This window comes from Flavobacterium notoginsengisoli (assembly GCF_042686225.1).
Lineage (GTDB): Bacteria > Bacteroidota > Bacteroidia > Flavobacteriales > Flavobacteriaceae > Flavobacterium > Flavobacterium notoginsengisoli.
The window spans coordinates 12,805-25,607 of sequence record NZ_JBHUOT010000014.1 but is presented as its reverse complement, the minus strand read 5'-3'; the positions used below and the strand labels follow the sequence as shown (position 1 = coordinate 25,607).

12 protein-coding genes are annotated in these 12,803 nt (G+C 32.4%); 3 read left to right on the top strand and 9 right to left on the bottom strand.

The window, feature by feature from the left end:
• Window positions 1–44: 44 nt before the first annotated feature.
• Window positions 45–1,571 (bottom strand): bifunctional phosphoribosylaminoimidazolecarboxamide formyltransferase/IMP cyclohydrolase, encoded by a 1,527-nt coding sequence (purH, locus tag ACFS3A_RS24070; RefSeq protein ID WP_379828104.1) that lies wholly within the window; start codon window positions 1,569–1,571, stop codon window positions 45–47.
• 165 nt (window positions 1,572–1,736) lie between these two features.
• Here purH and ACFS3A_RS24065 point away from each other — a divergent pair, with 165 nt between their 5' ends.
• The gene (locus tag ACFS3A_RS24065; RefSeq protein ID WP_379828103.1) at window positions 1,737–2,984 is read left to right on the top strand and encodes an ABC transporter permease; all 1,248 of its coding nucleotides are present in this window, start codon (window positions 1,737–1,739) and stop codon (window positions 2,982–2,984) included.
• Window positions 2,985–3,278: 294 nt separating this feature from the next.
• Here the strand turns inward: ACFS3A_RS24065 and ACFS3A_RS24060 are convergent, their stop codons facing one another.
• The 4 genes from ACFS3A_RS24060 to tamL all read right to left on the bottom strand — a co-directional run bounded on the left by ACFS3A_RS24060 (window position 3,279) and on the right by tamL (window position 8,613).
• Window positions 3,279–3,878, bottom strand: a complete 600-nt coding sequence (locus ACFS3A_RS24060) for a hypothetical protein (RefSeq protein ID WP_379828102.1) — start codon at window positions 3,876–3,878, stop codon at window positions 3,279–3,281.
• 84 nt (window positions 3,879–3,962) lie between these two features.
• The gene (gene accD / locus ACFS3A_RS24055; RefSeq protein ID WP_135221320.1) at window positions 3,963–4,820 is read right to left on the bottom strand and encodes an acetyl-CoA carboxylase, carboxyltransferase subunit beta; all 858 of its coding nucleotides are present in this window, start codon (window positions 4,818–4,820) and stop codon (window positions 3,963–3,965) included.
• A 91-nt stretch (window positions 4,821–4,911) separates the two neighbouring features.
• The gene (gene fbaA, locus ACFS3A_RS24050) at window positions 4,912–5,979 is read right to left on the bottom strand and encodes a class II fructose-bisphosphate aldolase (protein ID WP_012023542.1); all 1,068 of its coding nucleotides are present in this window, start codon (window positions 5,977–5,979) and stop codon (window positions 4,912–4,914) included.
• 60 nt (window positions 5,980–6,039) lie between these two features.
• On the bottom strand, window positions 6,040–8,613 hold the full coding sequence (tamL, locus tag ACFS3A_RS24045; RefSeq protein WP_379828101.1) for a translocation and assembly module lipoprotein TamL: 2,574 nt from the start codon (window positions 8,611–8,613) through the stop codon (window positions 6,040–6,042).
• Between the two features lie 37 nt (window positions 8,614–8,650).
• Between tamL and ACFS3A_RS24040 the strand changes: the two genes are divergently transcribed.
• Window positions 8,651–9,379, top strand: a complete 729-nt coding sequence (locus ACFS3A_RS24040) for an RNA methyltransferase (RefSeq protein WP_379828100.1) — start codon at window positions 8,651–8,653, stop codon at window positions 9,377–9,379.
• Between the two features lie 9 nt (window positions 9,380–9,388).
• Here ACFS3A_RS24040 and porT read toward each other — a convergent pair whose 3' ends face one another.
• From porT to ACFS3A_RS24020, 4 genes are all read right to left on the bottom strand, one after another.
• On the bottom strand, window positions 9,389–10,111 hold the full coding sequence (gene porT / locus ACFS3A_RS24035) for a type IX secretion/gliding motility protein PorT/SprT (protein ID WP_379828099.1): 723 nt from the start codon (window positions 10,109–10,111) through the stop codon (window positions 9,389–9,391).
• Between the two features lies 1 nt (window position 10,112).
• Window positions 10,113–10,844 (bottom strand): bifunctional demethylmenaquinone methyltransferase/2-methoxy-6-polyprenyl-1,4-benzoquinol methylase UbiE, encoded by a 732-nt coding sequence (gene ubiE / locus ACFS3A_RS24030; RefSeq protein ID WP_379828098.1) that lies wholly within the window; start codon window positions 10,842–10,844, stop codon window positions 10,113–10,115.
• Between the two features lie 574 nt (window positions 10,845–11,418).
• The gene (locus tag ACFS3A_RS24025) at window positions 11,419–11,901 is read right to left on the bottom strand and encodes a dihydrofolate reductase (RefSeq protein WP_379828097.1); all 483 of its coding nucleotides are present in this window, start codon (window positions 11,899–11,901) and stop codon (window positions 11,419–11,421) included.
• 11 nt (window positions 11,902–11,912) lie between these two features.
• Entirely contained in the window at window positions 11,913–12,257 is a 345-nt protein-coding gene (locus ACFS3A_RS24020) for a 2TM domain-containing protein (RefSeq protein ID WP_091493889.1), read from the bottom strand.
• A 239-nt stretch (window positions 12,258–12,496) separates the two neighbouring features.
• Between ACFS3A_RS24020 and ACFS3A_RS24015 the strand changes: the two genes are divergently transcribed.
• Window positions 12,497–12,793 carry an isoamylase early set domain-containing protein gene (locus tag ACFS3A_RS24015; RefSeq protein WP_379828096.1) on the top strand — a complete coding sequence of 99 codons (297 nt, stop codon included), beginning with the start codon at window positions 12,497–12,499 and terminating at the stop codon, window positions 12,791–12,793.
• The last annotated feature ends 10 nt before the right edge of the window (window positions 12,794–12,803 follow it).

The window sequence follows — 12,803 nt, the reverse complement described above, 5'->3', positions numbered from 1 at the left end:
GGGGTTTAAAATGTTATAAATTATTTTGAACAAAGTTAAACAAATTAATGTTTAAAATGACGAGTTCCTGTAAATACCATTGCAAGATTATTTTCGTTGCAATAATTTATGCTTAATTCGTCTTTTATCGAACCTCCTGGCTGAATTACAGCAGTTATTCCTGCTTTTTTGGCTAATTCTACACAGTCCGGAAATGGGAAAAATGCATCACTTGCCATTGAAGCTCCGTTTAGATCAAATCCAAAAGCTTTTGCTTTGTCAACAGCTTGAATTAAAGCGTCAACTCTTGAAGTCTGACCTGTACCTGATGATATCAATGTTCCGTTTTTAGCAAATACAATGGTGTTTGATTTTGTATTCTTGCAGATTTTAGAAGCAAAGATCAAATCTTCGATCTCCTGAGCAGTAGGTTCTGTAATGGTAACGGTTTTTAAATGCTCTTTATTATCCGTAATATTATTTCTGTCCTGAATTAACAAACCATTAAGACAAGTTCTTACTTGACGAGAAGGTAATTCAACTTCATTTTGAACTAATATAATTCTGTTTTTCTTTTCTTGTAAAACGGTAACTGCTTCATCATCATAAGCTGGAGCAATAACTACTTCGCAGAATAGTTTGTTGATTTCCTGTGCAGTTTCTAAATCAATTTTAGTATTAGAAATTAACACTCCTCCAAAAGCAGAAGTAGGATCACAAGCTAAAGCCGCCAAATAAGCTTCGCTGATTGTTTTTCTTGAAGCCAATCCGCACGCATTGTTGTGTTTTAAAATGGCGAATGTAGGTCCGTCCGTTTTAAATTCAGCAATTAAGTTAACTGCAGCATCAACATCTAGTAAGTTGTTGTATGATAATTCTTTTCCGTGATGTTTGTTGAACATCGCGTCAAAATCTCCGAAGAAGAATCCTTTTTGGTGAGGGTTTTCACCATATCTTAAAACCTGACCGTTTGCAATGCTTTCTTTGTAAATAGTCTCGTCTGTATTGAAATAATTAAAAATAGCTCCATCATAGTGAGAGGAAACGTGGAATGCTTTAGTTGCAAACAATCTTCTGTTTTCAAGAGTTGTTGTTCCATCTTGCTCTGTAATCAAATCTAAAAGCAGACTGTACTCGTTAACCGAAGCAACAATTACAGTGTCTTTGAAATTTTTAGCACCAGCACGAATTAATGAAATACCTCCGATATCAATTTTTTCAATAATATCTTGTTCACTTGCTCCAGAAGCAACTGTTTTTTCAAAAGGATATAAATCAACAATTACCAAATCAATTTGAGGAATGTCAAATTCCTTCATTTGCTGAACATCACTTTCGTTGTCCTGACGATTTAAAATTCCACCAAAAATTTTCGGGTGTAATGTTTTAACTCTTCCTCCAAGAATTTCAGGAAAAGATGTGATATCTTCAACAGGAACTACCGGAATACCAAGGTTTTTGATGAAATCTTCAGTTCCTCCAGTTGAATAAAGTGTTACATTTTGTTCGTGTAGTTTTCTAACAATTGGTTCTAATCCATCTTTAGAAAAAACAGAAATTAATGCCGATTGTATTTTTTTTGTTGTGCTCATTGTGTAGTTATGATTTTGAGACTGCAAAAGTAGTTTTTTTATATATTATATTAAAGAAAATTAGTGTAACAAAATGCTAAAAAAATCTACTGATGAGTAAGTTAACTTTTATTAGGTTTTTGATTTTTAATTATTGAATTTTACTTTATTGAAAAATACTAAAATATGATCGTTTATTTAAGATTATTAAAAGAAAGTCTCAGCTTTGCTATCAATGCTTTGCGAAATAATAAATTGCGTACATTATTGTCGCTCTTAGGTGTTACAATCGGTATTTTTTCAATTATTGCTGTTTTGGCCGCTGTTGATTCTTTAGACAAAAAAATCTCTAAAGATCTGAGCAGTTTAGATAAAAATACAATTTATTTAATGAGATTCAGTTTTGGGCCTTCAGAAATTCCACAATGGAAAAGAGAACAGTTTCCAAATGTAAAATACGATGAATATATTAACTTAAAAAATTCTCTTAATAATACAGATCAGGTGGGGTATCAGCTTTGGGTTAATAAGGAAACTTTAAAATACGATTCTAAAACGGTATCGGATGTCAGAATTAATCCTTCGTCATTTGAAATGGGAGATATTGATGGTTTAAGTTTTGAAGAAGGGCGTTTTTATAATGAATCTGAATCAAATTCAGGAACAGCTGTAATTGTTCTGGGATATGAAATCGCCCAAGGTCTTTTTGGAGATCTTGATCCGATTGGTAAAAATATTCGTTTGTATGGACAGCGTTTTACTGTAATTGGTGTAATTGAAAAACAAGGAGCCGGTTTTTTTGGAGACAGCAACGATACTTCAGTTTATATTCCAGCCAATTTTTTACGAAGAATGTACGGCGATAGTGATGCAATGACTCCTATGATTATTTTGAAACCTCAAAAAGGGGTTGACATGGAAGCTTATAAAGCTGAAGTTTCACAAAAGTTACGTGCCATTCGTGGCATGAAAGCAGGTGAAATGGATAATTTCTTTATTAATGTACTTTCCGGATTTACTGATTTTATTGATGGAATTTTAGGTCAAATGAATTTTGTAGGCTGGGTCATTAGTGGATTTTCTCTTTTGGTTGGTGGTTTTGGAATTGCAAATATTATGTTTGTTTCGGTTAAAGAAAGAACCAATCTTATTGGAATTCAGAAATCTCTAGGCGCAAAAAATAAATTTATCTTATTCCAATTTTTGTTTGAAGCTGTAATTTTATCAGTTATCGGAGGAATCATCGGTTTGTTGATGGTTTGGGGAATTGCTTTTGGTTTGACAAAATTACTGGATTTTGAATTTGTATTAAGCTTAGGAAATATTCTTTTAGGAACTGGTTTAGCCGCTTTGATTGGTTTGGTTTCGGGAATTCTTCCTGCTATTTCTGCTGCAAATCTTGATCCTGTTGAGGCAATTCGAACAGGGATGTAGGTTTTTTGAGATGCTACGATTCTGAGGTGCTAAGATGCTAAGTTTTTAGTGGTAAAGTTGTAAAGTTTTTTAGATTCTAAGGTACTGAGTTTTTATAACAAGATCTAATCTTTAGTTTTAGATAATAAATTCCGCAGGAATAAAATATTGGTAGCAACTTAGTTTTATGTATTGAGTTAAAATTGATATTGTATATTAAGAGAATTCCGTAGGAATAAAGATCTTGTAGCAACGGATTTCAATCCGTTGAGAAATGAAACCGTACGATGGTAAGTTCCGTAGGAACGATACATATTATTTATTGCTTGGAAGTTTAATCTTCGTCTTATCCCATTTTATAGAATCTGGATAATAGTAGATATGTTTGTTTTGGTTGTTTTTGTATTTCAAAACAGTATCTTCTTCTTGAGTTGTTCTTCTTATATGATACGTTTGTATAATGTTGCTTTTTAAAAAATCCAAGAAGTAAGGATTTTTAATTGTATCGGTTTGTGAACCTATTATCAAAATATGTCTCTTTTTCTCTTTTGATAAAATATTTTCTGATAGAAAATCGTTTAGACATTTTTTCGGAATTTTGACAATGTCTTTTGGTTGTAAATTAAGAAAATGTGGAAGTGTGTCTTTTTCACTACCGTAGCTGCATAAGATTTGAATATATTCTTTTTGATAAAAATATAAATTTCCTTTTTTGTCAATTATTAATTGGCTTTCTCCATAGAAAAATCCTTTTGTTGATGGAGGAGCTACTATTAATGAATCGTAATATTTTTCAAGTTCTTTGTCTTCATAGGAGATGATGTAAGGTTTGTTCTTATTAACAGCTTTTTCCTCTTTTTTAGCACAATTCAAAAGAAATAAACAAACCATAAAATAAATAAAAACTCTCGCCATACAAATAAGATTTGAATTAAAGATATAAAAAAATCCCAAGAAGCAAATTTCCTGGGATTTTATGTTTTAAAATAGTCTTAAGAACTATTTTCTGATATCATTATTTTGAATCAAATCGATGTATAAGTTGATCTTATCTTTCAATTCTTTTCTAGGCGTGATAAAGTCTAAGAAACCGTGCTCCAATAAGAACTCGGCAGTTTGGAAACCTTCTGGCAAATCTTTTCCTGTAGTGTCACGAACAACACGAGGACCAGCGAAACCAATCAAAGCGCCAGGCTCAGAGATGTTGATGTCTCCTAGCATAGCGTAAGATGCAGTTGTTCCTCCAGTTGTTGGATCTGTACAAAGAGAGATATAAGGTAATTTAGCTTCAGCTAATTGAGCCAGTTTTACAGATGTTTTTGCTAATTGCATTAAAGAATAAGCAGCTTCCATCATACGGGCTCCACCAGATTTAGAAATCATTACAAAAGGAAGTTTGTTTTTGATAGCGTGATCAATACCTCTTGCGATTTTTTCACCTACAACTGCTCCCATAGATCCACCAATAAAAGCGAAATCCATACAGCAGATTACAAGTTCTCTTCCTTTAGATTTTCCTACTCCTGTACGTACAGCGTCTTTAAGATGAGTTTTTTCCATTACATCTTTCAATCTTTCTGCATATTTCTTTGTATCCACAAAGTGCAGAGGATCTTTTGATGTCATGTTTTTGTCTAACTCAACAAATTCATTGTTGTCGAATAAAATTTCAAAATAGGTTGCGCTTCCAATTCGAACGTGAAAATCATCTTCAGGGCTAACGAATAAATTTCTCGCTAATTCATCAGCATCAATAATTTTTCCAGTAGGAGATTTGTACCACAATCCTTTCGGAACGTCCATCTTGTCTTCTGTCGCGGTCGTAATCCCTTTTTCTTGTCTTTTAAACCAAGCCATTTGTTCTAGTGTTCAGTGTTCAGTAATCAATTTTTAGTGTTCAGTTCTTAGCGTTAAGTAAAACTGAACACTAAAAACTGAACACTGAATACTATAAAGTATTTACGTTATTTAAATCAGCAAAAGCTTGTTCAAGTCTTGCGTTGAATGTTACTTCGCTTTCACGAACCCATCTTCTTGGATCGTAATATTTTTTGTTTGGAGCATCCGGACCTTCTGGGTTTCCAATTTGAGATTTCAAATAGTCAAGGTTTTTAACCATATAATCGCGGATTCCTTCAGTATATGCAAATTGTAAATCTGTATCGATGTTCATTTTGATAACTCCGTAGCTAATTCCTTCTCTGATTTCTTCAAGTGTAGAACCTGAACCTCCGTGGAAAACGAAATCAACTGGATTGTGTCCTGTGTTGAATTTGTTTTGTACGAAATCCTGAGAATTTTTTAAGATTTTTGGAGTTAATTTTACGTTTCCTGGTTTGTAAACACCATGAACGTTTCCAAAAGCAGCAGCAATTGTAAATTTAGGACTTACTTTAGATAATTCTTCGTAAGCGTAAGCTACTTCTTCTGGCTGAGTGTATAATTTTGAGCTGTCAACATCAGAGTTATCAACACCATCTTCTTCACCACCTGTAATACCAAGCTCGATTTCTAATGTCATGCCCATTTTGCTCATTCTGGCTAAATATTCTTTGCAGATCTCGATATTTTCTTCGATTGGCTCCTCAGACAAATCGATCATGTGAGAACTGAATAATGGTTTTCCTGTTTCTGCGAAATGTTTTTCAGAAGCATCTAATAAACCATCAATCCAAGGTAATAATTTTTTTGCACAGTGGTCAGTATGTAAAATTACAGTTGCACCGTAAGCTTCTGCTAAAGTGTGAATGTGTTTAGCTCCTGCGATTCCTCCCGCGATTGCTGCTTTTTCACCTGCATTTGATAATCCTTTTCCAGCGTTGAATTGAGCTCCTCCGTTAGAAAATTGAATGATAACTGGCGCGTTTAGTTTTGCTGCAGTTTCAAGAACACCATTAATTGTGCTTGATCCAGTAACGTTTACTGCCGGAAGAGCAAAACCCTTCTCTTTAGCATAATTAAAGATCTCTTGAACTTGATCTCCTGTAGCTACTCCTGGTTTAATGTTGTGTGCCATTGTAATTTTTTTTATAGTTGTTTTTAGTTTTTAGGTTGCAAAAATAAGAATTAATTAGCATTAGAACGGATAATTTATCCCAAAATTTAAAACCGAGTGCCCAAAATTGTATTCTTTAAACCATCGTTCGCCCTTCTCATGTGCCGGATTATAAGTCTTAAAGCCTAAATCTAAACGAATAACGAAAAAGCTTAAATCGTATCGTAAACCAAATCCTGTCCCTAAAGCAATTTCTTCTAAATCGTTTAAGTTGTCAAATTTTGCTTTTGGATCTACAACATTATCGAGTACATTCCAGATATTTCCGGCATCTGCAAAGAGAGCTCCTTTAACATCTCCAAAAACTTTGAAACGATATTCGATACTCGCGGCTATTTTCATATTGGCCTCGTTAAAGTCATTTACGGCGTTGGTACTTCCCGGTCCTAAAGCATAAGGCTGCCAGGCACGATTGTCGTTTGAACCTCCGCCATAATAACTTCGTGAAAAAGGAATGTAATTAGAATTTCCAAAAGGAATAGCAATTCCAAAGAAACTTCTAACAGCCAAAACTTTTTCTTTTCCAAAATCCCAGTGTTTGATATAATCAAACTCTGTTTTTATATATTCGGAATATTCCAAATTGAATATCTCATAATTTCCTCTGTTGTTTTTAGGAAGATTACCGATGCTGGAAATAGCGGTTAGCAATGTTCCAGCGGATTCGATTTTAGTTCTAAATTGATAGAAATTATTGTCGGCGAGATCTTTTTTAGTTGTTTTTGTAAAAGAAAAACTGGTTGCTAAAATAAAGTCGTTTTCGGTCAAACGAACTCTTCTTTCTTCAATGCTTGCTACTTCTTGGTATTGCGGATTTCCCGGCAACAAAGCAGTTTGGTTTGTTAAAACGTCATTAGTAAAACCAGTTGTTCCTGTAGGTATAGTTAGGTTTTTGTTAGCTTGTTCTTCTGGAGTTGTTCCCCAGTTTAGAGCTTTTTCATTATAATCTTTACCAATGTTATTTAAATCATTATAAGATGAAGTATAAACTCTAAAATAATTGTCTGGATTTAAATTGCGAACAAACTGCGCATTTAATAATTCAAATTTTGCTGTATTGTGACGTTTTGGTGTCCAGTTGTAAGCAATACCTCCTGTGAAATTTTCTTTATCCAAACCAATATTTCGCTGTTTCGAAAAGCCTGAAGTTATAGAAGTGTACGGAATCATGCTTTTTGGGATAATTTTTTCAGTTCCAAAAGGAAACAAAATCCTTGGAAAGTTTAATTTCATATCCAGACCATATTCGGAAACATTAAAGAAATTATTGTTAGGATTGGCCATATCTCTGGAAGAACCAATATTTAAACGGGCGGAGATTTCTAAAGTTTCAGCACGATTAAATACATTTCGAATGGTTTCTGAAATACTGGCTCCAATTCCAAAATCCTGAATGTTAGAATGTGTTACGTCAAAAGTAGCTCCAAAACTGTACTTTTTTCTTGGAGTTAAATATACGTTTGCAATAAGAGATTGGGCTGTAGAATCTCTTTTGTCAACTTCATATTGGATAGATGGATAGTTAAAAATCTTCAGATTATTCAAATAACGAGAAGAAAGAGTGGTTCTGAAATCGGCAAAAGTACTTCCTTTGGTAATAAAAATAGCATCTGTAATAGCACGCGGTTTGTACTTTAGTGTTTTGTAGCTGTATAGGTTGAAGTTATTATACGTTGTACTGTCAGTTGGTTTTTTCTTTGCATTTGCTGCTGAATAATCTGTATAGATATTAACGTCGCTGATAGTGTATAACTTGAAAGGTTCAGTTCTGCTGGAGTCTCTTCCCTGGATAATATTGTTGCTAATATTCAGCATTACATTGGCTTTGTTTTTTTTGCCAATTGTATCAATATCAAATGTCACATAAGTAGGTTGAAAATAATAAGCACCATGATTTCTGAAATAAGTTGTAATACGGTTTTTCTCTTCCTCAAAATCAGTAGTTTTGTATTGATTTCCTGATTTTAATAAAGAAGGTTCATTGTTGGTTTTGTATAATGAATCTAATGCAGGGGTTGTTATATTTGTATTGATGGTGTCCAATTTATAAGCGGGCCCTGTTGTGATGTTATAATTAATTGCAGCTCTTTTTTTACCAACAGTGTCAATTGTATAACCTGTTTCGACATTAAAAAAGCCATTGTTGAAATAATAATATTTTAAACGCAGTAATGATTTTTTTGTTTTTGCAGTGTCGATGATTACAGGTGGTTCACCGGTATTTTTTAAAAACTCGTGAATTCCTTTGTAATAAAAAGATTGTCCAAGACGGTCTACCTGTTTTGCAGAATATATTTTAGACATACGCTCATACTTACCTGGATTATTTTTGAATTTTGCCTGATAAGTTGAATCTGGATTTAAATTGGCTAAATTGTATAAATTTAATCGAAGTTTATAACCTAATAATTTTCCATTCGGTTTCTGATACATCTGATTGGAAGCAACTTCGTCATTAGTAGATTTTCCGTTAACCAGAATGTTGTTTTTTACAAGAAGGTTTTTTCCATCGGGAACTCTTTTTACAGCATTACAAGCGCAAATTAATATTGCAATTAGAAGAAATGCTATTATTTTTGTGGAATTATTTTTCAAGTGTTTTTAAATATTTAATTCAAAAGTACATTATTTTATGGTTAGTAAAAACCAAATAAAACTTATCTCAGGTTTACATCAAAAAAAGCAGCGTTTTGCAAATCAATTATTTTTTGCTGAAGGAGTAAAAGTAATTCAAGAATTGCTGCAATCCAATTTTGAATTAGAACATTTATACACCACACTAAACGATTTCGAAACGGTTCAGGTTTCCAAACGAACTCTTATTAATGAACAAGAACTAAAAAAAATAAGTGCGTTATCAACTCCAAATTCTTGCTTGGCAGTTTTTAAAATGCCAGCAGAAAAGACCATAGTCGATTCCGGTTTAATCGTGGCTTTAGACGATATCAGAGATCCTGGAAATTTAGGAACTATTTTGCGCCTTTGTGATTGGTTTGGTATCAAGCAAATAATTTGTTCCAAAGAAACAGTGGATATTTACAACCCAAAAGTAGTACAAGCAACAATGGGGTCAATTACCAGGGTAAATGTAAATTATATTGACTTAAAAGCTTTTCTTAACCAAACTAAAATGCCTGTTTTTGGAACATTTATGGACGGAGAAAATATTTATCAATCAAAATTACCAAAAGAAGGCATCATAATTATGGGTAATGAAGCCAATGGTATTTCAGAAGAGATTGAGAAAATAGTAACGTCTCGTCTTTCAATTCCAAGATTTGGAGAGCTTCAAAAAACCGAAAGTTTAAATGTAGCTACTGCAACAGCAATTATTCTTAGTGAATTTAAACGAAATAGTTAAGATTTTGTTTTAATGAAAAGTGAAATTTATTAGAATCGCTCTGGATTTCATTGAATCAATATTATCTGTATAAGGGCTAACAGGGTGTTCTGCCGTTACATTATCAGGAATAATTTCATTGGTAATACCAAACATTCCTCTTACAGAAGGTGAAAAGATAAAATATTCGGTAAAAATATCGATTCCAAATCCAACTTCATAAGCAGCTGTCCATTGCTTTACTCTAAATTTTTGCTGCCAGTTATCGTCCTGAGATTTTGAGTTGCTTGACAGGTTTAGAGTGGTTGACATACCACCAACTAAATAAGGACGGATATTCCCTGTTCTTAAAGCAGAAAATTTTAATAGCAAAGGAAAGTGAATATAAGTACTGTTCACTTCTCTTAAATAATCTTTTTCTAAAGTTCCTACACCGGGAAAATATAAATCACGTTTTGTGTAATACAATCCAGGTTCAAAACGCAGGTTTATATATTCCTGTAATCTTAAATCGGCTACAACACCCACATTAAATCCAGTAGTTTTTTTTACCTGAATATCTTGTTGTACAGGTGTTTTGTAATCGAATTTAAAATCAAAACTGTTAAACCCTAAATAATAACCAAAGTAGACGCGCTGTTTCTGCCAGTTTTCAAGGTTAATAATAGGGTCTTTGCTAAACATGTTTTTAGCAAATTGCGAGTACCCTTTTGTTGTTAAGACTAATAAAATTAAGATTACAGCTTTTTTCATACTATTTTTTAGATGCAGAATAAATCGTTGCGACACCAAAAGTTTGTGGCATTGCCACAACATCTATAAACCCAGTTTTTTTCAAAATATTGTTTAAGGCTTCTCCATACGGAAAAGCAGCAGCAGATTCAGATAAATAGCCATATGCATCATTATCTTTTGAAAATAATTTTCCAATAAGAGGCAATATGTTTTTGCTGTAAAAATTATAACCTTGTTTATAAGGGAATTTATCCGGAACAGAAGTTTCTAAGATAACAAAAACACCATTTGGCTTAAGTACTCTTAAAATTTCTGAAAAACCTTTTTCTAAATTTTCAAAGTTTCTAACGCCAAAACCAACAGTGATAGCATCAAAATAATTGTCCTCAAAAGGCATGTTTTCAGAATCACCTAAGACTAATTCAATAATATTAGAGAGGTTTTTTTCCTGAACTTTCTTTTTTCCAACTTCCAACATTCCGGCAGAAATATCTAAGCCAATAATCTTTTCTGCATTAGTTTGAGCTAATAAGATTGCTAAATCACCTGTTCCTGTTGCAATATCTAAAACAACCTTAGGTTTTTTGTCTGATACTATTTTTAATACTTTTTTGCGCCACTTGATATCGATACCGAATGAAATGACACGATTTAAATTGTCGTAATTCCCAGAAATGGTGTCAAACATTTGGGTTACCTGCTCTTTTTTACCTAATGAAGAGTCTTTATACGGAGTTACTTTTTCAGACATTTTTTTAATTTGGACAAATATAAACAATCTAGTTTAACTGTAATTGAGTTTTGATTTCTAAAATAAATGTTTTGGGTGATTTATTTTGTAGTTAGACTCATTATGTTTAGCATCCCTAAATTTAGGGATATTAATAAAATCCCTAAATCACGGTATTGTATAATCGCCCTAATATAGACAACTTTGCTAAAGTAAAAATGATTAAAGTTTAATGATTGGTATTAGCACAAAGACTTAAACAAATGATTGCTTTTTTTGCGCTTGCAATTTCATTTGTTCTTGAAAAAGTTTTGTAAGTATTATTCTTGGGGGGAAATACTAATTAGATAGTGCAAAATACGTTCTTAGGATTAAATTTGTTTTTGGAAATTTTAATTTTCTGCCTTTAATATCTTAGTGGTATTTGTTGTTAAAGGCGTTTTTGAGATTTAGGTCTCAAATAACATAAAATGTTATTCAGTTATTACCAATGTTTCTAACATTAGTGATTTTTAAACAAAAACTTTTTCTTGAGAGAGTCGGGTTAAAAACCAATTATTTAAAAACATCCTCCTTAAAAGAGGATGTTTTTTATTTATTTTCTAATGTAAGTTTCGTAAGTATAGTCATAAAGATGTTTTTCGTCTTTATAGTTTTCTTCAGATTCTACTAAAAGCCATTCACTTTTATTGATTTTAGGAAAGAAAGTATCTGCTTCAAAAGTGTGGTGAACTTTCGTTAATTCTATTATATCTGTAAACGGAAGTGCGAGATTGTAAATTTCGCCACCACCAATAATGTAACTATCATCATTTTCCGGACAGGCAGCAATTGCTTTTTCAATACTGTCAACAACAATACATCCTTCCGGTTGATAATTTTCCTGACGTGTAATTATAACATGTACTCTGTTTGGTAATGGTTTAGGAAAGCTCTCAAAAGTTTTTCTTCCCATTATAATATGATGACCGGTAGTAAGCGATTTAAATCTTTTGAAATCATTTGGAAGATGCCACACTAATTCGTTGTTTTTTCCAAGCTCATTATTTTCGGCTGCAGCCGCTATCATTATAATCATGGTATGCTTAACTAAATTTTATTTTCATTTTCTTCATTGATAGAAGATTCAAGCTGACTGATTCTTTTTTGTTGTAAAGCAACTAATCGGTCAATTTGTTCTCTTTCCCATTTTTTATTCATAAAACGGTCGGTAATGTACACTTTTATAAAATGAAGAATAAAAAGAAACAACCAGATTGTAATACCCCAGATACACCAATTTTGAGTTGTACCTTCTCCGAAACCAAAAAATCTATTGGCAATAAATAAAAATAAACTTCCCAGAAGGAAAAGAACAAAATGAAAATAAAGGATTTTTTTTTGTCTTAATCGTCGTCTGGCGTATTCGTATTGTTCGTGCACTTCTTTTTCCATAAGATAAAAATGAGATCATAAAGTTAAAATTTATTTTTGAAAGTCAATATTTTGGGAAAAGAATATTTGATTTGAAATGATATAAGAATTTGAAAAGCAAAATTTTACGTGCTTTAAATTACAGATATAATTAAAAAAATGTATTGTTTTTAGTATTATGATAAATCGATTAGTCAGGTAGTGAGGATTTGAACGATTTTACTTAATTTTAGAGGTATAAATCTAAAAACGAAATAGTTATGTCTTTGAAAAAACAATTTATCAAAACGAAGCCTGTTGTTAAAGTTACATTTTCTATAGATGCCAAAGATGCTGATTCAGCAGCAGTTGTTGGAGATTTTAATAACTGGAACCCTTCAGAAGGTACTTTAAGTAAATTGAAAAATGGAACTTTTAAAGCTACTTATGACTTGGTAAAAGATGCAATTTACGAATTTAAGTATGTGATTGACGGAGCTTACGTAAACGACCCTGAAGCAGATTCTTATAAGTGGAATGATTACGCCGGAAGTGAAAATAGTGTTTTAATAGTATAAAAAAAATCCG